Here is a 20471-nt window from a genome sequence, read left to right as displayed (position 1 = left end):
CGGCGTCGCTAGGGCGCCGGACGCGGGAGGGACACGCCCTGCCGTGGCGGGGGGAAGTCGTCCTCGTCGTCCTCGTCGTCGGGGGCGGCGATGAGCTCGACGAGCGTGTCGACCGTGACTCCGGGCCCGTTGCTCAGCTCGCCGATCTTCTGCCGGTCCTTGAGGACGACGATCCGGTCGCTCACCCGCACGAGCTCGTCGAACGCGCTCGAGATGAACACGACGGCCACGCCCTCGAGCGCGAGCTGTGCAATGTGCGCCTGGATGTCGACCTTGGCGCCGATGTCGACGCCGCGGGTCGGCTCGTCGAGGATCAGCACGCGCGGCCGGATCGCCAGCCAGCGGGCGAGCAGCACCTTCTGTTGGTTGCCGCCCGAGAGCTCGCCGGCGGGTGTCGCCGGATCGGCGGGCGTGATGTCGAAGTGCTCGATGTGCCGCTCGACGAGGTCCTCGCGCTCGGCCTTGGAGAGCGGGTGCGCCCAGCCCCGCAGAGCCTGCAGGGCGAGGACGATGTTCTCCCGCACGCTGAGCTCGTTGATGAGTCCCTCCGCCCCTCGGTCCTCGGCAGACAGCGCCACCCGGTTCCGCAATGCGTCCGCGGGGCGGTCGATCACGACGGCCCGACCGCCGAGCGTGACCACGCCGCCGTCAGCTCGGTCGGCGCCGGCCAGCAGGCGCGCGAGCTCGGTCCGGCCGGAGCCTCTGAGCCCCGCGATGCCCACCACCTCGCCCGCGTGCAGCTCGAAGTCGACCGGCCGCAGCATGCCGCGGCGTCCGACCCCGGTGGCCCGGTAGAGCGGAGGGCCGATCGGATCCACACGATGGGCCCGACGCTCTGACCCGATGCGTTGCAGGTGCGCGATGTCCTTGCCGATCATCCGCGCGACGAGCTCGGCCCGGCCGATCTCGTGCGGCAGGTAGTCGCCCTTCTTCACGCCGCCGCGGAGGATGGTCATCCGGTCGCTGAGCGCCAGCACCTGCTCGAGGAAGTGCGAGACGAAGAGGATCGCGACGCCCTGGTCGCGGAGCCGGCGGATCACCTCGAAGAGCCGCGCGACGTCCACGGCATCGAGGCTCGACGTGGGCTCGTCAAGGACGAGCACCCGTGGCCGGTCGACCATGGCGCGGGCGATGGAGACGAGCTGGCGGCTGGCGGGGGTGAGGTCCGCCAGCAGGGCTCGCGGGTCCAGCTCGGCCAGTCCGAGCTCGGCGAGCATCGTGGCGGCGCGTTCATGCGTCGCACGCCACGAGATGCCGACGCGACCGCGTACCTCGTGGCCGAGCATCACGTTCTCACCGACGCTGAGGTTCTCCACCAGGTGCGTCTCCTGGAACGCGGCCTGGATGCCGAGGGCCCGCGCGTCAGCCGGCCCGCCGAGACGGACGGGCTCACCGTCGACGAAGACCTCCCCTGCATCGATCGGGTAGACGCCGAGCAGCGCCTTGATGAGCGTGGACTTCCCCGCTCCGTTCTCGCCCAGGAGAGCATGCACCTCGCCCGGGTGCAGGTCGAGGTCGACCCTGTCGAGCGCGACGGCGTTCGAGAACGCGACGGTGACGCCCCGCATCTGCACCGTGGGACGGGCGGGTCCGTCCCGCCGCTCGCCGCGATCGGGCCAGGTCGGGCCCGCGGCCTGAGGGCCGATCGGGCGCATCGTCGTCGATGCCCGTACGTGACGCACGTGGTGCTCCTCGGGTCGGAGGCCTCGACGGCCTCGCGCCGGGCGGTGCCCGACGTGCACGACTGTAGCTGTCGCCATGCCCGAGGGCGAGCGACGACCAGCAGGACTACCTGAGCTGGCCGTCTCAGTCGACCGGGCGCGCAGCCGCGCTGGAGTCACGCACCACGAGCTCGGCGGGGATCCGGCTGTTCTGCGGGATCTCGCGGCCCTCGATCGCTGCGATGAGCACGTCCACCACGAGCGACCCCAGCGCCGGGAAGTCCTGCCGCACGGTCGTGAGCGGAGGGAGGAAGTGGCGCGAGACAGGCAGGTCGTCGAAGCCGACGACGCTGAGGTCCTCCGGCACGCGGATGCCGCGGTCGTGGAGACCGTGGATCACCCCGAGCGCCATCTCATCGTTCGCCACGAACACCGCGGTGTACTCGGGGACGCTGGCGAGCCCGCGTGCGAAGTCGTAGCCGAAGTCGCTCGACCAGTCGCCGATCACGATGGGCCTCTCGTGCATGCCCCAGGCCCTGGTGCGGGTGTGGAATGCACGCTCGCGGGCGCGCGCGTCGAACCAGTCGAGGGGCCCTGAGAGATGGAGTACGTCGCGGTGGCCGAGCGACGCGAGGTGATCGACGGCCAGCTTCGTGCCCGCGGCCTGGTCGACGGAGACCGTGAGGAAGGCCGGGTCCTTCTCGGCCTTGACGACCAGGGTCGGCAGCCCCGTCGTGATGGTCCGGAGCACGGCCACTGACGACGAGCGCGGAGCGACCACGCAGAGTGCGTCGATGCCCTGGCCTGTGAGGTGGCGTACGGCTTCCTCGGGCGTCGCCGAGTCGTCGCGGAGCGCGAACGACGCAACGGAGTACCCGCCGTCGCGCGCCGATCGCTCGATGGCCCGCAAGATGCTCGACGGACCGAACTCGACGGCGCTCTCGATCAGCACGCCGATCCGGAGAGCCCGCTGGGTGACGAGCTCGCGCGCAGCGCTGTTGGGCCGGAAGTCGAGCTCGGCGACGACCTCGAGCACGCGTTGGCGCGTGGACTCCTTCACCTGCGGATGGCCGTTGAGCACGCGGGACACGGTCATGTGCGAGACGCCGGCACGCTCGGCCACCTCGCGAAGACCCAACCGCTCACCGCCGCCTCTGACGCTCACCCACACTCCGTCCTGCACGCTTCGCAACGCAGCTCGGCGTCATCTGCGCCGGCGTGGAGGTCCTGGATGGCGCGCGCCCATCCTACGCGGGGCCCTTCTCCGACAACGGGACACCGATCCGGTCGTGGAAGCCGAGATCGCGCAGGTCAGTAGGAGATGTCAGGGAGCAGCAGGCCACCGGTCACAGCGGCGTACCCGAGCCCCGTGAACGCAAGGACCAGCAGCGCCTGACCGGCGACGGCGACGACCTTCCGGAGGCGGGGAGGCGCTCCGCCCCCGGCTGCCGGCTCAGCAGGTGCGCGCCTCACCCGCCCGACGAGGACGACCACCGCAGGCAGCACCCCGGCCGCGGTGACGGCCGTGAGGACCTGCGCCGTCCGCAGCACGACCGTGGACGGTGGTCCGGCGTCGCTGAGGAGGGCGGACGCGACCGTGGCCCAGAGCACGCCGGCGACCACGAGGGCCAGCAGGGCGACGGCGACCCCGACTCGACCGATCGTTTCTGCACGCGACTGGGCAGGCTCCGTTACGCGCCTCCCGAACCAGACCCGGCGTCCCGCCGCGACGGCGGTGCCGACGAGTGCCAGCACCAGCACGGCCAGGGACGCGACGAGGACGAGGGGCAGTACCTGCCGTGTCGTCGGCATCGGCTGGAGGGTGAACGCCGGGTTGAGCCCGACGGCCTGGACGGACCCGTCGACCTGGTCGACGGCGACCCTGCGGTCGCCGTCGATCTCCTGCCAGACCCATGGCTCGACCTCCACCAGTTCGACCGGCGCCCCCGAGGTGTCCGTGAGGGCTGAGATCAGGACGGAGTCGCCGGTACCTCGGGAGATTTCGACCGCCGACAGGGCGTAGAAGAGCCGGACGAAGGTCGACTCCGCACGCCTCGACACCTGGTAGCTGCCCACCAGAGCGTCCGCGTGCTCCCCGGCAGTCTCCGTGGCGGTCACGGCCGTCTCCCCCGCGGCGTCGGACGGGAACCACCGGTCGGCGAAGCCGTCCACCAGGGCTTCGCGCACGGCAGTCGTGGCATCGCCCCGCACCCCCGTGCTGTTGAGGGAGACGTAGATCCCGGCGTCGTCGTCGGGCCAGAGGTCCATCTGGGCGTGGAAGGCCGTGAGGTCGCCGCCGTGGCCGAGGACCCGGTGTCCGTTCCGGTCCTCCTCGAAGAGGCCGAGCGTCATGCGAGGCCCGGCAGCGAGCCCGCCGAGGTCGTCATGATCGAGGGCAGGTGCGTGCATCTCCACGAGGGCCTCCGGCCCGAGCATGCCGTCGGCGTGCCCGAGCTGGGCGAGCATGAACGCGCTCATGTCCGACGCCGTGGCTGAGACCGCGCCGGCGGGCGCTGGCGAGACGATCTCGAAGGGCACCGCCGCTGCCCCAGCGGCGTCCCAGCCCCCGGAGACCACGGCAGCGTCGCTGGAGGAGAGGGGCTGGTCGAGCGTCGCGGACACCATGCCTGCGGGGTCGAAGACCCGTTCCTGGACGAGGTCAGCCCACGGGCGTCCGGTGGCCCGCTCGGCGACGTACGCCGCGACTCCGTTCGACCAATTCGAGTAGGCGGGGGTCGTGCCGGGCTCGTAGATCTGCTCGGGCGGCTCGACGGACACGGCGTCCCGCAGCGTCGTCGGTCCCTCCCCCGGGCCTGCGATGACGCCAGCCAGCTCGTCCTCGAAGCCCGCGGTGTGGCTCAGCAGGTGGCGCAGGGTCACCGGACGGTCGAACGCGCGGGGCAGCGTGACGTCGAGGCGGTCCTGGACGGGATTGTCGAGATCGAGCACGCCCTCCTCCACGAGGGACATGACGACGGTCGCCGTGACGACCTTCGAGATCGACCCGATCCGGAAGAGCGTGCTGTCGGGATCGACGGGACGCCAGTTCGCCCGCTCGTCACCGAGGTCGGACCAGCCCCAGCCTCGTTCGGTGACGACCTGACCCTCGGCGACGATCGACACGGTCGCGCCGACGATACCCTCCCTCTCCAGGGCCGTCGGGACGAACCCGTCGAGCCAGGCATCCGCCTCGGCGGTCGTCAGCTCGGAGGCGCCTCCCCCGAGGCCCGGGACGACGGAGGCGCGAGGCGCGGTGGCACAGGATGCCACGAGCAGGCAGGCCAGCAGCGTCGAGACCACGCCTCCTGCAGTCCTGAGGCGGGCGTTCGTCACGGGCGTCCTCCTGGGGCGCGAGCGAGGGCGGACCGAGCGTCACACCTCGACGACCATATCGGTCCGCGACGAAGCCTCACATGCCGGCTCGTGGTCGTCCGGCCGTGCTGGTCGAGTCGGAGATCGGTGTCACGTACGTCGAAGGTCCCCTCATCTCACGGGGAGTCGCGTGTCGGACACGACGTGCGCGATCTCGAGTCGTTCCTACTTGTAGATGTAGGGATCGTCGGGCTGGGCGGCCTTCCGCACGGCGTCGGCCGTCACGGCGATGCCTTGAGCACTGCTCGTGCTGGCGTTCACGGCGAACTCGCCCTCCAGGTCGATCCACTCGTCCGCGTCGTAGGTGCTGTCCCAGTTCGGCATGTAGACGGGGACGCCGACGGCTTGGGCGTCGATGGCGCAGTGGCTGATGTAGAACCGCGAGACGTAGAACACGTTGCCGGGGTCGTCGCTGTCGGGGGTGATGAACCCTGTGGCTTGGACGGTCTTGCCTTCGTAGAAGCCGAGGTCGCTGGTCTGCCTGAGGAGGGATGCCCAGTCGAGCAGTGAGAGGTTCGCGGTCGAGGCGTCGGGTTCGGATTGCTCGTCGAGGGTCGTGGTGTCCGTGAGCGGGGCTGTGCTGTTGACGTCGCGCTGCGCCGCCGTGGCAGAGGTCAAGGTCGCCGGCGGCAGGAGGACCATCGTCGCGGTCACGAGTGCCGCGACCGTGCCGCCGACGCCGGCAGTGACGCGGCCGAGCATCCGCGGCCGTGCTTCGGCGTGGTGATGGACGGTGACACGCATGGCGCTGACGAGGACGGCGGCGAGGCCGAGGCTCGACATGACGACGGCGAAGATCGCGTGCTTGGGGGCGACGTAGAGCTCGAGCTGTCCGGTGGCGGCGAGCCACAGGGTCGAGGCGGACATGACGCCGATGAGGGCGAGGCCTTGGTAGCGCTTGAGGTCAGGCATAGAAATTCACCATGAATCCGATCGTGGCGCTCATGAGAGCGACGACTGTCGTGATCTGGACGAGGGTCTTGGTCGTGAAGGTGGTCCGCATCATGGCGAGCATCTTGATGTCGACGATGGGGCCGAACAGCAGGAACGCGACGATCCCGCCGGGCATGAACGTTGCGGCGAACGGGAGGATGAAGAACGCGTCGATGTTCGAGCAGATCGAGATGACGAACGCGAGGGCCATCAGCGCCAGGACCGACCACACCGGGTTGCTGCCGAGCGCCACCAGCACAGAACGGGGAACGGCGACCTGCACGAGGCCGGCGATGAACGCTCCGAGGACCAGGGCCGGCATCACCGCGGCTGCCTCCCGGGCGAACAGGTCCCGGCTCTCCTGCCAGCGGGATCCGCCGTGGTCGTGGTCGTCTGCGGCGGGGAGGGCGCACTCCGCGGCGAACTTCTCCGTGAGCAGCTTCCCGGGGGTCGGGTGCTGGCTGAACAGCCAGCCGACGAGGTTCGCGATCAGGAACCCACCGACGATCCGGGAGACCAGGATGCCGTCGGTGAAGCCGAACACCTGGTAGGTGGTGAGGATCGTGACCGGGTTCACGATCGGCGCCGCGACGAGGAACGTCATGGCCTCCGGGACCGAGAACCCCTTCGCGATGAGGCCGCGCGCGAGGGGCACGTTGCCGCACTCGCAGACGGGCAGGAGCACCCCGAGGACGGAGATCACGACCCGCCGAGCTGCCGCGTTCCGAGGAAGGACCTTCACGATCCACCGGTCGGGTATCCAGACCTGCACGAGGACCGAGATCAGGATCCCGAGGATCACGAACCCGAGGGACTCGATCATCACACTGACGGTCAGGGTGACGAGGTCCTGCGCGGCATTGGGCAGGTCGACGAGGGCGATGTCTCCCGTGAGCGTGCGGACGAGGAACACTGCCGCGAGTCCGCCGGCAGCGACGAGGAGCCCGATGCGCTGAGCGCGGCGGGCGACCTTGGGTCGGGTGCGCGTGAGCAGGTCAGTCATGGGCCGACCTCCTCAGTCCCGGGCGGCGGGCCGTCAGTTCTGGTCAACGGCGTCTCGGACAGCTTGCCTCAACGCGTCGGGTGTCGACAGCTCGATCGGCTCGTCGCCGAGGAAGATCGTCGGTGTCGCCTCCACCCCGAGCGCCATGCCGGCGTCGAAGTCCTGTTGCACCCGCGCCTCCGTCGACGGATCACCAACGGCGTGGTCGTACTGCTCCATGTCGAGGCCCAGCTCCACGGCGTAGCCACGGAAGACGCCTGCCTTCGACTCCTGCTGCTCGCCCCACTCAGCCTGGGTCTCGAACATGCGCTGGTACATCGCCTCGAACTGACCCTGCTCGGCCGCGGCCTCCACGGCGACCGCGGCGTTCATCGAGTTCGCGTGGCCCGGCAGCGGGAAGTACCGAGTGACGAAGGTGACCTCGCCGGCGTGGGTGTCACGCAGTTCCTCGACGATCGGGTGGACGGCCGCGCAGACCTCGCACTCGAAGTCGAGGAACTCGGTGAACACCACCGACCCGTTAGATGCGGTGTCGAGGCGGTGGCTGTTCTCTGCGACGACCGTCACCTCCGCCGGCTCTGCCTGTGGCGCTGCGGGTCTGATCAGGACGACTGCGGCGATCGTCGCTGCGGCGACGAGGGCGCCGATCAGGGCAAGGTTGATCTTCGTGGTGCGCTTCATGGTTCTCCTGGCGGTCGCGGCACGGACGTCGTGCCGTCAGGGGTGGTCGGGGTCGGTCAGCAGCAGTCGCAGGTCTCGACCTGGCGCTCGCCTGTCAGGGCCGACACGGGGGTCTTGCAGGCGTCCCCGCGCCAGGCCTCGAGGCCCTCGCGGACGACGAATACGACGATGACGAGCCCGGCTACCGGATCAGCCCATGTCCACCCGAACGCAAGGTTGAGGACGAGGCCGATGAGGACCGCCGCGGAGAGGTAGGAGCAGATGAGGGTCTGCTTCGAGTCGGCGATGGCTGACGCGGAGCCGAGCTCGGTGCCGGTGCGGCGCTCGATCAGGCTGAGGAACGGCATGATCGCTAGGCTCACCGCGGCGAGGACGATCCCGACAGGAGAGTCCTCGGGCTCACGAAGACCCGTGAGTGACAGCACTGCGTCGACCGTGACGTAGGCGGCTAGGCCGAAGAACGATACGGCGATCACGCGCAACGCCACCCGCTCTCGCTTCTCGGGATCGGGTGCGGCGAACTGCCACGCGATCGCGGCGGCCGACAGCACCTCCACGATCGAGTCCAGACCGAACCCGATGAGAGCCGTCGACGAGGCGACGGTGCCGGCAGCGATCGCCACGATGGCCTCGACGACGTTGTAGGCGATCGTCACGGCGACGATGATCCGGATGCGACGCTGCAGCAGGAGCCGTCGGGCCGGTACGAGCACGGCAGGGAGCGTGGTCGCGCTCACGCGCCGGTCCCACAGCAGAGAGGGACATCGCAGGCGTCGTCCGTGCAGGGCTCCCCGTCGTCGACGGCGAGCACGACGTCGACCAGGGCCGTCAACGCCTTCGTGAGGTGAGCATCGGCGATCTCGTAGCGGGTCGATCGGCCCTCGGGCACGGCGACGACGATGCCGCAGCCACGGAGGCAGGAGAGGTGGTTCGACACGTTGGACCGGGTGAGTTCGAGCTGATCGGCGAGTGCGCCTGGGTAGCCAGGTTCATCGAGCAGGTGCAGCAGGATGCGCGATCGGGTGGGATCGGCCATGGCACGCCCGATGCGGTTCATGACGTCGGCCCGCGTCGAAAGGGTCAGCATGTGCTGACTATACAGCCAATACTGACGATTTGGTCTGGGACACCACACAAGTCAATTGGGCCTTCGAGCGCCGGACACAGTGCTCTGCTGCAGTCGTCCTGCGCGAGAATGGCCAGTCATCTGATCCCCAAGGACAGAGATATCGAAGGCGAGCTCGAGCCTCATGGGCTTCGTGACGGACTGCGTCCAGATGACGCGGTCGCCCTCGACGCGAAGGTCCCGCAAGGGCACTTCCTCCGACTTGCCTGGAGCCCTTCCCCTCACCGTTCCGTCATCGACAGAGAAGACCAGCACGGCTCGCATGGTCCCGATGGGCGTTCGCATCCAGATGTCCCATGTGCCGGCGACGCGGTCGATGGAAGCGCCACCCCGGTCGTCAGAAGTTGGCGCGGTCCGGGTCGTCACAGCGCGAGCACCTCAGGTCCGCGCGCGGCCCAGACGGTACCTCGGCGCTCTTACTCGAACAGCCCATCGACTGCGTGGGCGATGCGGGGCCCGAACTCCCGCTCCAGCAGGTAAAGAGCGAGGTCGAGGCCAGACGTCACACCTCCGGCACTGACCAGGTCGCCCTCGTCCACGACGCGAGCTCTGACCACGGTCGTCCCGGTCGCCTCGAGGACGTCGTTGCCCTGGGTGTGCGTGACCGCCGTCCTCCCTTCGAGGAGGCCAGCCATGCCGAGCGCGAGGCCGCCGACGCAGATGGTGGCAACGAGTGTGTCGGGGGCCGCTAGGGCTCGACGCAAGAGGTCGGGCAAAGCAGTCTCGCCGAGGCCGGCGAGGATGACGGGGATGGTCCTGACCATGTCCGGATCCCCGACGGTGGGTCCTGACGCTCCGGGCAGGATCACCATGCCAAGTGCTTCTGGTCCAGGACATGGCTGGCCGTGAGCGTCATCCCTCGGGTGCCGCTGACGACGGATCCCGGTTCGTCGAGGGCGACGAGCCTGGGGAAATGAGCTCTGCCGCTCTCGTGACGTGGTCCTGGTGTGTCCCGTCTGTCACCGGCCCACCGGCGCCGTGACGAGGTGCGGGCGCCCGGTCAACGGGTGCTCGGTGATCGCCGAACGGCAGCCGAAGACTTCTTCCGTGAGCCCTGAGGTGAGCACCTGAACGGGGTGCCCGGAGGCGCGGATGCGCCCTTCGTGCACGACGAACAGATGATCGGCGTGGGCGACGGCGTGGTCCAGGTCGTGCAGCACGACGACCCTGGTCAGGTCGACGTCCTCGAGGAGGGCGAGCAGGTCGTGCTGCGCCCGGACGTCGAGGTGGTTGGTGGGCTCGTCGAGCAGGAGCACAGGCGCGTCCTGGGCCAGGGCCCTGGCGAGGAGCACTCTCTGACGCTCGCCACCGGAGAGCGTCAGGTAGCGACGGTCGAGGAGGTGCACGGCGCCGCATTTCTCGAGGCACAGCCGCATGATCTCGCGGTCCGCCGCGGACTCCACGGCGAACCATCTCTGGTGAGCATGGCGTCCGGTCGCGATCACGTCTCGGACGAGGAGGCTGTCGTTCGTCGTCTGGTGCTGGGTGACGACTGCGCGGAGTCGTGCGGCGTGGCGAGGGGTGATCGTCGAGACGTCGGTGTCACCGATGAGGATGCTTCCCGAATCGGGCTGCAGGGCTCGATACATCGCGCGGAGGAGGGTCGACTTCCCCGAGCCGTTCGGGCCCACGATCGCGACGAACGAGCCCTGCTCCACCTCGAGGCTCAGGTCGTGGATGAACGGGCGTCCGCCCAGGCTGATGGTGACGTGGTCGAGGGAGACCCTCATGCTCGCTTCCCCTCGGAGTTCATCAGCCAGAGGAAGAAGGGGCCGCCGATGAGGGCGGTGAACACGGTGAGCGGGTACTCGTTGGGGCTGCCGACAGTGCGTGCGACGAGATCGACGAGGATGAGGAACAGCGCCCCCGCGATCGCCGAGACCGGCAGCAGGCGCCTGTGGTCTGACCCGACGAGCAGCCGCATCGCGTGCGGGATGATGAGGCCGACGAAGCCCACTCCCCCGGCCACGCTCACCGCCACCGCCGTGAGGACTGCCGAGACCAGCAGCAGCCCGAGTCGGGTGCGCCGCAGGTCGACGCCGACTGCGGTGGCGTCGTCGTCGCCGAGTGCGAGAGCGTTCAGGCCTCGCGACTGAGCGAGCAACCACGCCCCCGCGACGACGAGGACCACCGCGGGCAGGACCAAGGCCGACCACCGTGCCCCGGCGACACTTCCCATCATCCAGAACAGGATGCCTCGCAGCTCACCGGGATCCGCGTGGAGCTGGACGAAGCTCGTGCCGGCCATGGCGACGTAGCCCAGGGCGACCCCCGACAGCACGAGCCTCATGTCGGTGAACGAGCCAGACCGCTGCGCGAACGCGAAGACCAGTCCGAGCAGCCCGATCGCCCCGACGAAGGCGGCGACGGAGGTCGTGACGCCCAGCAGGGCGGCCGACCCGAAGGCCATCACCAGGACGGCCCCGAAGGAGGCGCCCGAAGACACCCCGATGATGTACGGGTCCGCCAGGGGGTTGCGGAGCAGCCCCTGGAGAGCTGCCCCCGCGAGGGCGAAGGATGCCCCGACGATCCCGGCGAGGACGACCCGGGGAGCTCGCAGCTCCCAGATGATCCTCTGGTCGAGGGGATCGATCGAGCCCCTGTCCCCGCCGAGGTTGCCGACGACGGTCCGCACGACCGCCTCGGGGCTCACGGAGACGCTGCCGATCGAGACCGCCACGACGGCGACGACGGTCGTCGCGGCGGCCAGGACGACCATCCACGCGAGCAGCGAGCCCTGTCGCGTCGGCGACGTACGAACCTCCACGAGCCCCGGCCGATCAGAAGGCGTCGGGGTGCGCAGCGCGAGCGATCTTGTCGATCGCGGCGGCGTTCGTCGGCCCGACGTACACCCCGTCCGACACGGTCACGTAGCTGTTGTTCTTGGCTGCGTCCCACTGCGGGTACTCGGCGAAGAGCGCTGCCGCCTCAGCGTCGAGGTCTTCTCCCCGAGTGAACCCGCCGACGACCAGGATGTCCACATCGGCGGAGGATAGCTGCTCTTCGTCGATGGCCGAGGTGAAGGTCAACCCGCTGTCCTTCAGTGCGCCCGAGACCCCTGCGCGGGCGAGGACGTCGTCGAAGATCCCCCCGAGGAACACGGCGGGCATCCCGTTGGGCGTCATCATCGACATGCCGGGGAACACGATCAGCCCCGTGGGCTCTTCCTTGCCCTCGACGGCTGCCGACACGGCGTCGATCTGACCGCGCAGGTCATCCACGAGGACCTGCGCCTCGTCCTGCACGTCGAAGACGTTGCCGACCAAGTTGAGAAAATCGAAGGACGACTCCACGGTGGCCTCGTCGAACGCGCCGAGTTCTTCCTCTGTCGCGTCCTCCTTGCCCATGGCGCAGTTGGCAGGGTTGACGAGGGTCTCGATGCCCGCCTCGGCGAGCTCCTCCCGTGACGACTGACCGGAACTCGGGTCGAACCCTCCCGAGGTCGTCGCGATGACGAGGTCCGGCTCGAGCGCGAGGAGCTGCTCGGCGGGGATCTCGAAACTGCCGGCCGTGTCGACGTCTCCCGTCGGGAGCGCGTCGATCTGCTCGACCAGTCCCGGCATGTCGGACATGCCGTAGTTCTGGGTGTTCGCGAGGATCGTGTCCTCGAGATCGAGCATCACGAGTGATTCCACCTCGGAGACCGACGCTCCGTTCATCAGGACGACTCGAGAGGGCCGCTCGTCGAACGTCTGGGTGAGGCCGCAGTTCTCGACGCTGAGGGGATACGACGTCGGCCCGCCGGTGAGCGTCGTCCCGTCGCCGACCGGGCCGGCTGAATCGGCAGGAGACGTAGTGGCCGAGCACCCCACCAGGGCGGTGAGGGTGACGAGTGATCCGAGGGCCAGCGCGGTACGTGATCTGGCGAAGTGCATGGGAAGGCCTTTCTTCAGAGGGAATGATTGACTCTACAAGTTGTAGAACACAGCGACACGCGGATTCCTCCACGTCGACACACCGTGCGCCGCATGGCGAACGGATGCCCGTGCAGTGTCAGCGTGCGGGGGCGCGGAGCTCTTCGACGAGCGGTGCGAGGAAGTCGCGAGAGAGGTCGGTCAGTGCCGGGCCGGCCTTCTCGGGAGTGCCCGTGTCGATTGGGGGCTCGGGGGCGTACTCGGCGCCCAGAACGGCGAAGCGTGCCATCTCGTCCCCGCACAGGTACGAGACCAGCTTGATGGCGAGGTCCATCCCCGCGGTGACTCCCGCCGCGGTCAGCCGGTTGCCGTCCTCCACCACGCGCTCATTCACCTCGACGGCGCCGTAGCCGGCCAGGAGGTGCCGGACGGACCAGTGCGACGTCGCACGTCGTCCCTCGAGGAGGCCTGCGGCGGCGAGAGCGATCGAGCCGGAGCAGACGCTGGTGACGTAGGTCGCCTGGTCGCCGAGGCGTCGCAGGTCGGCCATGGCACGGGCGTCACGGAGGAGGATGCCCGTGTCGCCACCGGGCACGAGGAGGACTTCCGGGGCGACACGCATGTCGTGGAGCGCCAGCGCGGGCACCAGGGCCACACCGCTGCTGCTCAGCACCGCTTCATCCGCGGAGCCCGTCGTGACGAAGTGCACGTCCGCGCCCGTCGCTGCCAGGAAGTGGAAAGGACCGACGACGTCGAGAAGCTCGAAGCCGGGGTGCAGGACGATCAGGATCGTCTTGCCCGTGGCGAAGCGCATCCCGGGCCGCGCGGCGAGGGTGTGGTGAGCGGCGATCGAACGGTCGATGGCGTCCTGCTTGGCGGGGTCGTCGCCGACCACGCTGAACAAGGTGCTCCCGGTCGGGTCGTTCCCTGCCGTGTGTCCGGGCAGCGCCGCAGTCTCGGCGGTGTCGTTGAGTTCGTCGTTCACGTGTGGTTCTCCTTCTCGTAGTGGTCGTGACCGGTCGGGGTCGGCCGTCAGCTGTCCGCGTAGACGAGCTGGAGGCGGCCGGTGAGCGGGTTGACGAGCGTGTCGGCGCGGACGCCGAACACGCGCTGCAGCAGCTGCGGGGTGAAGACCTCGCCCGGCAGTCCCGAGGCGACGACCCGGCCGTGTTCGAGCACGACGATCTCGTCGCAGTAGGACGCCGCGAGGTTCAGGTCGTGCAGCGTGACCAGGGTCGTGACGTCGAGCGCCCGGACGAGAGCGAGCAGCTGGAGCTGGTGTCGGATGTCGAGATGATTGGTGGGCTCGTCGAGAACGAGGAGCCGCGGCTCCTGCGCGAGCGCGCGGGCGAGCTGCACGCGTTGCCGTTCTCCACCCGAGAGCGTGCTCATGCCACGGTCGGCGAAGTCCTCGACACCGGCCCTCCTCATCGCCAGCTCGACGACTCGCCCGTCCTCGGCACGGCCCGATCCGAGCAAGCTGCCGTGCGGTAGGCGTCCGGTCGTGACGCAGTCGACGACGGTGAGTTCGAGGTCGACGGGGCTGTCCTGGACGACCGCTGCGGTGATGCGCGCCGCCTCCTTGGCCGACATCGACCACACGTCACGATCCTCGGCGAGCACGGTCCCCTCGGCCGGCCGCAGCATGCGGTAGATCGTCCGCAGGAGCGTCGACTTGCCGCTCCCGTTCGGGCCCACGAGGCCGACGACGTTCCCGTGGGCACTCAAGGCCACCTCTTCGATGATCCGGTGTCCGGCGAGGTCGACGCTGACGCCTTCGACGCGGAGCGCTCCGCCTGCCCTGACGCTCATCGTCCGCTCCGCCCGGAGCGGCGCAACAGCCAGAGGAAGAACGGTGCACCGACGACGGAGGTGAGGAGGCCGACCGGCACCTCGGTCGGCGCGAGAAGCAGCCGGGCACCGATGTCCACCAGCACCAGGAGGAGCCCTCCGGCGAGAGCGGACGCAGGAAGCACCCAGCGGTGGTCGGAGCCGATCACCATGCGGACGGCGTGCGGCACGACGAGTCCGACGAACCCGATGGAGCCGCTGACCGCCACGACGACGCCGACGAGCAACGAGGTGATGACGAACAACCCCAGTCGCACCCGGCCGACGTCGACACCTAGGCTCGCGGCCGTCTCGTCACCGGTGAGGAACGCGTTGAGGACGGGAGCGAGGAGCACCAGCACGGCCGTCGACGCGACCAGCACGAGGGCCGGCACACCCAGGTCGCTCCAGGTCGCCGCGGCGAGGCTGCCGGCGAGCCACGAGAGCACCGGCCCGACGCCCTGGTTCGTGCCGCTCGACCGGAGGACGAGGTAGCTCGTGACGGAGCTCAGCAGGTACGACAACGCGACGCCCGCGAGCAGCAGCCTGTTCGGTGTGACGCGCCCTCCCTGCTGGGCGAGCACGAAGACGAGGAGTGTCGCGACGAGAGCTCCGACGAAAGCGGCCAGCGGTGTGGACACGGAGGCGAGGGCACCGGTCGTGAGGGTGAGCGCTGCGACCGCGGCGACGGAGGCGCCCGACGAGACACCGAACACGAACGGGTCTGCCAGGGGGTTCCGCACGACGGCTTGGAGGACGGCACCCGCGACCGCGAGGGCCGCTCCGACGACGAGGCCGAGCAGGGCGCGAGGAAGACGGAACACCCACACGATCTGGTCGTCGAGACCGTCGACCTGGCCGAGGGCCCACGGCGCCAGGCGCCCGCCGACGACCTCGAGGACTCGACTCGGCGCGATGCCGACGCTGCCGACAGCCACGGACAGGACGACGGCGACGAGGCAGGCGGCGACGAGCGCGCCGACCATCAGCTTCGGGCGACGGGGAGCCGGTCGCCGAGTCACGGCGGCCCCTTCGCTCACGACGAGGGAACCGGGAGCTTCAGGTCGGGGTGGATCGCGTTGGCGATCTTCGTCAGCCCGACCATGACCGAGATGGAGGAGTCAGTCTCCTGCGTGGGCACCTCGGTGATCTTGCCGGCCTGCACGGCGGGCAAGTCGGGGAAGTTCTCCTCGAGGAACGCCTTCTGGGACGCGAAGTCCTGTCCGGGGAAGGTCCCCACCAGGACGACGTCCGCGTCGGAGGCGGCGAACTCCTCCTTGCTGACGTAGACGGAGTCCGACGAGAAGACGTTCTCACCTCCCGCGGTGGTGATCAGGTCGTCGTAGATGCCACCCGCGAGGACGATCACCGGGCCGGTCCCGCCGTTGAAGTAGGCCGTCCTGGTGATCGGCTCGTCCTCGACGGCCGAGACGACGGCCGACCTGTCAGCCTCGAGCTCCGCGACGACCTCGTCGGCCCTGTCGGCGACGTCGAAGATCGTCCCGTAGTCGCGGAGCGTCTTCTCGACGGACTCGATGTTCCAGGTCTCGGTGCTCTGCGAGTCGGTCGAGCCGCAGAGGTTGGCGCCGTAGACGGCCGCCCCGGCCTGTTCGAGCTGCTCGACGGATGCGTAGCCCTGCGAGGCGTCGAACGCGAAGCCGTCGAGGACCTGACCGGTCACGAAGTCGGGCTTCTCGCTGAGGAGGACCTCCTTCGAGGGGAAGCCCATCTCGCTGCCGACGTTCTTGAGCCCGGTCGCCTGCGACGCGACCGACTCGGGATACGGCGCGTAGTTCTCCTGGACCGCGACGATCCGGTCGCCCAGGCCCAGGGCGAGGAGCGCCTCCGTGTTCGACTGCCACAGGCTCACCACACGCTCCGGCGGGGCGTCGATGGTGATCTGTCGACCGCAGTTCTCGAGGGTGAGGGGGTATGCGCTCGACGTCGCGTCAGTCGACGTCGCACCGGCAGGCGGACTCGCGGGCGTCGCCTCGTCGCCCGTGGCAGTGCACGCGGTGGTCAGGAGCAGGAGCGCGGCCGCTGCCCCGGTTCCGGAGAGGACGCGTCGGACAGTGGGCCGCATGGGACTCCTTCAGTCGGTGATGACGTCTATTCTACGTATCGTAGAAGGGGCTCGGGCAACACTTCTCGACCATGAACTACATTCTGTAGAACACCGTCGCGACGACACCGACGAACGATTCGAGGGAGCATCGATGACCACCGCCAACGAGGTCGACCACCTCCCGTGGCTCGACACGGCGACGAGCCTCACACAGGTGGTCGCCATCGCCGTCTTGATCGTGTTGGTGCTCGCTCGACCCACGCCGGACGACGACGACCCGCGGGCCGTGACCCTCGGCGACGACGTCGCCTCCCTGAGGCACCTCGCCGACCGGCTCGCCTCCCGATTCGCTCGAACGCGTCGAGCACCGAGAGACCCGTCGTGACCCCGCCGCTGTTCCGGGCCCTGCGCGCCCGCCGGACGCCCAGCTCCTCGACTCGGGGAATGACCCGGCCTGCAAGACAGTCAGTACGCGTGCACGACATCACCCGGGCGGCCCGCGACGCGCTCCTCGTCGAGCTCCGGCCCGTGCATCCGGACCAGGAGCTCGAGACCTTCGAGGCCGGGGCGCACGTCGACCTCCACCTCGACGAGCGCCTCGTGCGCCAGTACTCACTCGTCAGCCACGGCGACGACACGGCGAGGTACCTCGTCTGCGTGCGCCACGACCCGAACGGTCGCGGCGGCTCGGCGGCGGTGCACGAGCGGCTCACCGTGGGCGACGTGGTCGACGTGTCGAGGCCCCGCAACACGTTCCCCCTCGGCCGGTCGGACTCGATGGCGGTCCTCCTGGCAGGAGGTGTGGGCATCACGCCGTTCGTGACGATGGCCGAGCAACTGCACCGGTGGGGCACGCCTTTCGAGCTCCACGCCTGGTCCCGCGACGCCGACGCCCTCCCCCTCCTCGCCGTCCTCACCGCCAGCCCCTGGCGTGATCGCGTCACCCTGCACCACAGCGATGAAGGCGACTCCTTCCGGACGAGCTGGCCACGGTCGCTCGAGACGGTCGACGACGGAGGCGCGGTGTACGCCTGCGGGCCCGCGGGCTTCGTCAGCGTGGCCCGGGACCGCGCCCTCGCGGCGGGCTGGCGGGCGGACCAGGTGCGATCCGAGAGCTTCGACCCACCCGCCGAGACGCCACGAGACGGCGATCGGAGCTTCACCGTCGTGGCCCGCTCGACGGGCGAGAGGATCGAGGTCGGGGCGGACGAGTCCCTTGCGGAGGCCCTGGAGCGGCGAGGCTATGAGACCTACCGTTCCTGTGGCCAGGGTCATTGCGGGTCGTGCCTGACCGCCGTGCTCGCCGGCGTCCCCGATCATCGGGACGATTTCCAGACGGAGGCGGACCACACCGCAGGGACCCACATCAACACCTGCTGCTCGCGGTCGCTCTCTTCCGTCCTCGAACTAGACGTGTGAGCCGTGGGCGGTCACGCGGGCCCGTGGGCCTGGGCCTTGGGCGGCGGGAGGTGTTCTCTACACGTTCATCAGGACGAGCATCCACGCCATGCCCGCGGCCATCACGACGTGGCAGAGCAGGTGGACGCGGTGCCCTCGGCTGATGAACATCTGCACGAGCCACCAGAGGGCCGCCACCGCTGAGACGACGACGAAGAGGACGTTGACGACGTCGGCCCAGATCGGGGTCGCCATCAGCATGTCGGCACCGGCATCCGCTCCGGCGTGCTCGGCGTGGATCGATCCGCCGGCGGCACTCATGGCACCGGCCATCAGCAACGGCATCGCGGCGAGCATCCAGATCATGGCCGCGTCCAGCGCGATGTGGCCCACGAGCTCGGTGCGCCCACGCCGGGACGACGCGCGCAGGAGGGGCGGCACGAGCGAGAGGCCGAGGATCACGAACAGGAGGACCTGCGCCCAGGTCACGACGTCCATCGCGAAGAACCAGGTCATGGCGATCATGGCGATGCTCATGACGCCGTGGTTGACGTCGACGAGCTCGCCGTCGGTGATGGCTGCTCGCCGGTCCGTGGCACGGAGCCTTCCCACCAGGGCGTCCCCCACGCAGACCACGAAGGTGAACGCGAAGGCGATGGTCAGGACGATGTTCCAGGGGTAGTCGATCACGTCGCCAGGCTAGTTCTACATCTTGTAGAGTGCCAACTCGACGACCGGACGACCCCGGTCCCGATCGAAAGGCTGGCATGACCGCGACCGAGATGGACCGCCGCACCGGAGCCGACGTCCCGAACAGACCGACAAGCCGAGTTCACCGTCCAGGCAAGCGTCCGACGAACTGGTTCGCTGCTTTCTGGCGGTGGCACTTCTACGGTTCCATCATCGTCGTCCCGGTCCTGTTCATCCTCTCGATCTCGGGCCTGACCTACATGTTCCGAGCCGAGGTCGATTCGTTCACCCATCCCGGCGTCCTCACCGTCACCGCCCCCGAGGGCGCAGAGCGCGCCTCCCTGTCGAGCCAGGAGGCCGCTGTCCGGGAGGCCTTCCCGGACAGGGAGATTCTCTCCGTCGTGGACGCGACCGGCGACCGTTCGACCGTCTTCGTCACGGAAAGCGCCGACGGTGTCGGGAGCAACGTCTACGTCGACCCGTACTCGACCACCGTGACGGGGGACCTGACCGAGAACGAGCTCGTGTCGAACTGGGCTGAGCGCATCCACGGCGACCTGCTGCTGGGCGACGAGCAGATCGGCGACCGGATCGTCGAGCTCGGGGCCAGCTGGGCGATCGTCCTGACCATCACGGGGTTCATCATCTTCTTCCTGGGTCGCCGCCCCCGAGGCGCCGCTCGGGCGAAGAAGGTGCCGGGCTCCAGGCTGCGCGGAATGCACGCGATCGCCGGCCTGCCGGTCGGGCTGGGCATCCTGATGTTGGTCGTCTCTGGCCTACCGTGGACGGGCGTCTGGGGTTCCCTTGCCGAGCAGGTCGCGGCGGGCGACGGAGAATCCCTGTGGGGCGCAGACCCCGGCGCCGAGTCGACCCTCGGCGACCTGATCGAGGACACCAACGGCACGACGGCGCCGGCCGGCTGGGCGATCGCAGGCGGCCCCCTGGGGACGAGCCAGGGCGCCGGCCCGATGATCTCGATCGACGAAGCCGTCGCGGCCGCTCGCAACGAAGGCGCGCCCGAGCCGTACTCGATCGTCTACCCAGAGGGGGACGACGGCGTCTTCAGCGTGATGGGCAGCCAGTGGAACGACAACGGCAACCCCTCCGAGTCCGACGTGGCCCTGGAGAAGACCGTCCACGTCGACCAGTACACCGGCGACGTCGCCGGCACCTATGGTTACGACGACTTCAGCGCCACCGCCAAGACGGTGTCACAGGGCGTCGCGCTGCACGAGGGACGTCGCTTCGGCACTGTCAACACGGTCCTCACGGTGCTCTTCTGCCTCGCCGTGATGTTCCTCTGCATCTCGGGGCCACTCATGTGGTGGACCCGTCGAGGACGCGCCTCGGGACTCTCAGCCCCCCGGGCAGCGCTCCCCGTCTGGAGCAGCAGGGTCCTGCTCGTCGCGATGGTGGCCTTAGGGCTCTTCCTACCGGTCTTCGGACTCTCCCTGATCCTCGTGCTGGCACTGGACCAGCTGCTCATCCGCAGAGTCCCGCGCCTGCGCAAGTTCTTCGGCTCGGTCTGATCACACAGCCGAGTCGCGAGATGTCGGACGAGACTGCCGACGACCGCTCGGGCATCACGCCCGCGCGGCCCACGATGGAAAGGAATGCATGATGACCACTTGGACAGGGCCCGTGAACGGCCTCACCTGCAACGGCTGCGTGACGACGGTCACCGAGACTCTCACCGGCCTCGACGGCGTCGACTCGGTCGACGTCGACCTCGCCCCCGGGAAGACCTCGACGGTCACCGCGCACGGCACGCGCGAGCTGAGCGACGCCGAGGTCGGCGCCAGCCTCTCGGCGGTCGGAGCATTCTCGATCGCTCGCTGAGGAACCGGTCGACGTCGAG

At 69.3% G+C, this 20471-nt stretch carries 21 protein-coding genes; 4 read left to right on the top strand and 17 right to left on the bottom strand.

Translation table 11 applies throughout. From position 1 onward, the window contains the following. Positions 1–8: 8 nt before the first annotated feature. The 16 genes from IFT90_RS12240 to IFT90_RS12165 form a co-directional block, all read right to left on the bottom strand. A complete protein-coding gene (locus IFT90_RS12240) occupies positions 9–1682 on the bottom strand; it encodes a sugar ABC transporter ATP-binding protein (protein WP_371812303.1) in 1674 nt (557 codons plus the stop codon). Between the two features lie 124 nt (positions 1683–1806). Beyond that, positions 1807–2784 carry a LacI family DNA-binding transcriptional regulator gene (locus IFT90_RS12235; RefSeq protein ID WP_371812310.1) on the bottom strand — a complete coding sequence of 326 codons (978 nt, stop codon included), beginning with the start codon at positions 2782–2784 and terminating at the stop codon, positions 1807–1809. A 188-nt stretch (positions 2785–2972) separates the two neighbouring features. Then, positions 2973–4994 carry a serine hydrolase domain-containing protein gene (locus IFT90_RS12230; RefSeq protein ID WP_192042492.1) on the bottom strand — a complete coding sequence of 674 codons (2022 nt, stop codon included), beginning with the start codon at positions 4992–4994 and terminating at the stop codon, positions 2973–2975. A gap of 204 nt (positions 4995–5198) precedes the next feature. Continuing rightward, complete coding sequence (locus IFT90_RS12225) at positions 5199–5945, bottom strand: TIGR03943 family protein (RefSeq protein WP_192042491.1); 747 nt, start codon at positions 5943–5945, stop codon at positions 5199–5201. Next, a complete protein-coding gene (locus tag IFT90_RS12220) occupies positions 5938–6969 on the bottom strand; it encodes a permease (RefSeq protein WP_192042490.1) in 1032 nt (343 codons plus the stop codon). Before IFT90_RS12220 ends, IFT90_RS12225 begins: the two co-directional genes overlap by 8 nt. A 33-nt stretch (positions 6970–7002) precedes the next feature. After that, positions 7003–7650: a thioredoxin domain-containing protein gene (locus IFT90_RS12215; protein WP_192042489.1), complete on the bottom strand. Its 648-nt coding sequence runs from the start codon at positions 7648–7650 to the stop codon at positions 7003–7005. Positions 7651–7706: 56 nt separating this feature from the next. Continuing rightward, positions 7707–8387 (bottom strand): cation diffusion facilitator family transporter, encoded by a 681-nt coding sequence (locus IFT90_RS12210; protein WP_371812302.1) that lies wholly within the window; start codon positions 8385–8387, stop codon positions 7707–7709. Continuing rightward, a complete protein-coding gene (locus IFT90_RS12205; protein ID WP_192042488.1) occupies positions 8384–8737 on the bottom strand; it encodes a helix-turn-helix transcriptional regulator in 354 nt (117 codons plus the stop codon). The genes IFT90_RS12210 and IFT90_RS12205 overlap by 4 nt, the downstream gene beginning before the upstream one ends. A 455-nt stretch (positions 8738–9192) precedes the next feature. Continuing rightward, complete coding sequence (locus IFT90_RS12200; protein WP_207106321.1) at positions 9193–9588, bottom strand: DJ-1/PfpI family protein; 396 nt, start codon at positions 9586–9588, stop codon at positions 9193–9195. Positions 9589–9735: 147 nt separating this feature from the next. Then, positions 9736–10506, bottom strand: coding sequence for an ABC transporter ATP-binding protein (locus IFT90_RS12195; RefSeq protein WP_192042487.1), 771 nt, complete (start codon positions 10504–10506; stop codon positions 9736–9738). Beyond that, positions 10503–11543: a FecCD family ABC transporter permease gene (locus IFT90_RS12190; RefSeq protein WP_371812301.1), complete on the bottom strand. Its 1041-nt coding sequence runs from the start codon at positions 11541–11543 to the stop codon at positions 10503–10505. The genes IFT90_RS12195 and IFT90_RS12190 overlap by 4 nt, the downstream gene beginning before the upstream one ends. Positions 11544–11556: 13 nt before the next feature. Continuing rightward, positions 11557–12651 (bottom strand): ABC transporter substrate-binding protein, encoded by a 1095-nt coding sequence (locus IFT90_RS12185; protein WP_192042486.1) that lies wholly within the window; start codon positions 12649–12651, stop codon positions 11557–11559. A gap of 118 nt (positions 12652–12769) precedes the next feature. Beyond that, on the bottom strand, positions 12770–13615 hold the full coding sequence (locus IFT90_RS12180; RefSeq protein ID WP_192042485.1) for a DJ-1/PfpI family protein: 846 nt from the start codon (positions 13613–13615) through the stop codon (positions 12770–12772). Positions 13616–13662: 47 nt separating this feature from the next. After that, complete coding sequence (locus tag IFT90_RS12175; RefSeq protein ID WP_192042484.1) at positions 13663–14442, bottom strand: ABC transporter ATP-binding protein; 780 nt, start codon at positions 14440–14442, stop codon at positions 13663–13665. Continuing rightward, a complete protein-coding gene (locus tag IFT90_RS12170; protein WP_267658547.1) occupies positions 14439–15482 on the bottom strand; it encodes an iron ABC transporter permease in 1044 nt (347 codons plus the stop codon). Before IFT90_RS12170 ends, IFT90_RS12175 begins: the two co-directional genes overlap by 4 nt. 14 nt (positions 15483–15496) lie before the next feature. Then, the gene (locus IFT90_RS12165; protein WP_192042483.1) at positions 15497–16330 is read right to left on the bottom strand and encodes an ABC transporter substrate-binding protein; all 834 of its coding nucleotides are present in this window, start codon (positions 16328–16330) and stop codon (positions 15497–15499) included. Here IFT90_RS12165 and IFT90_RS12160 point away from each other — a divergent pair. After that, positions 16308–16910 carry a hypothetical protein gene (locus tag IFT90_RS12160; RefSeq protein WP_192042482.1) on the top strand — a complete coding sequence of 201 codons (603 nt, stop codon included), beginning with the start codon at positions 16308–16310 and terminating at the stop codon, positions 16908–16910. The two genes, IFT90_RS12165 and IFT90_RS12160, sit on opposite strands and share 23 nt — an antisense overlap. Before the next feature lie 89 nt (positions 16911–16999). Continuing rightward, positions 17000–17944 carry a PDR/VanB family oxidoreductase gene (locus IFT90_RS12155; RefSeq protein ID WP_192042481.1) on the top strand — a complete coding sequence of 315 codons (945 nt, stop codon included), beginning with the start codon at positions 17000–17002 and terminating at the stop codon, positions 17942–17944. Positions 17945–18001: 57 nt separating this feature from the next. Here IFT90_RS12155 and IFT90_RS12150 read toward each other — a convergent pair whose 3' ends face one another. Beyond that, complete coding sequence (locus tag IFT90_RS12150) at positions 18002–18613, bottom strand: DUF5134 domain-containing protein (protein ID WP_192042480.1); 612 nt, start codon at positions 18611–18613, stop codon at positions 18002–18004. A 77-nt stretch (positions 18614–18690) separates the two neighbouring features. On the opposite strand from IFT90_RS12150, the gene IFT90_RS12145 reads away from it, so the two are divergent. Together IFT90_RS12145 and IFT90_RS12140 are read left to right on the top strand one after the other, a co-directional pair. Further along, positions 18691–20142: a PepSY domain-containing protein gene (locus IFT90_RS12145; protein WP_192042479.1), complete on the top strand. Its 1452-nt coding sequence runs from the start codon at positions 18691–18693 to the stop codon at positions 20140–20142. A 91-nt stretch (positions 20143–20233) separates the two neighbouring features. Beyond that, positions 20234–20452, top strand: coding sequence for a heavy-metal-associated domain-containing protein (locus tag IFT90_RS12140; protein WP_244637981.1), 219 nt, complete (start codon positions 20234–20236; stop codon positions 20450–20452). Positions 20453–20471: the final 19 nt, after the last annotated feature.

Origin of the sequence: Frigoribacterium sp. CFBP 8766 (genome assembly GCF_014841435.1) — a bacterium.
GTDB lineage: Bacteria > Actinomycetota > Actinomycetes > Actinomycetales > Microbacteriaceae > Frigoribacterium.
Note: the sequence above shows the minus strand (reverse complement) of the source record. Positions and strands in the feature narration are given on the sequence as shown.

Excerpts from the sequence above, each read along its gene's own strand:
- IFT90_RS12220 (WP_192042490.1), bottom strand. The coding sequence starts at position 6,969 with ATGACTGACCTGCTCACGCGCACCCGACCCAAGGTCGCCCGCCGCGCT.
- IFT90_RS12195 (WP_192042487.1), bottom strand. The coding sequence starts at position 10,506 with ATGAGGGTCTCCCTCGACCACGTCACCATCAGCCTGGGCGGACGCCCG.
- IFT90_RS12225 (WP_192042491.1), bottom strand. The coding sequence starts at position 5,945 with ATGCCTGACCTCAAGCGCTACCAAGGCCTCGCCCTCATCGGCGTCATG.
- IFT90_RS12205 (WP_192042488.1), bottom strand. The coding sequence starts at position 8,737 with ATGCTGACCCTTTCGACGCGGGCCGACGTCATGAACCGCATCGGGCGT.
- IFT90_RS12185 (WP_192042486.1), bottom strand. The coding sequence starts at position 12,651 with ATGCACTTCGCCAGATCACGTACCGCGCTGGCCCTCGGATCACTCGTC.
- IFT90_RS12140 (WP_244637981.1), top strand. The coding sequence starts at position 20,234 with ATGACCACTTGGACAGGGCCCGTGAACGGCCTCACCTGCAACGGCTGC.
- IFT90_RS12175 (WP_192042484.1), bottom strand. The coding sequence starts at position 14,442 with ATGAGCGTCAGGGCAGGCGGAGCGCTCCGCGTCGAAGGCGTCAGCGTC.
- IFT90_RS12145 (WP_192042479.1), top strand. The coding sequence starts at position 18,691 with ATGACCGCGACCGAGATGGACCGCCGCACCGGAGCCGACGTCCCGAAC.
- IFT90_RS12215 (WP_192042489.1), bottom strand. The coding sequence starts at position 7,650 with ATGAAGCGCACCACGAAGATCAACCTTGCCCTGATCGGCGCCCTCGTC.
- IFT90_RS12200 (WP_207106321.1), bottom strand. The coding sequence starts at position 9,588 with ATGGTGATCCTGCCCGGAGCGTCAGGACCCACCGTCGGGGATCCGGAC.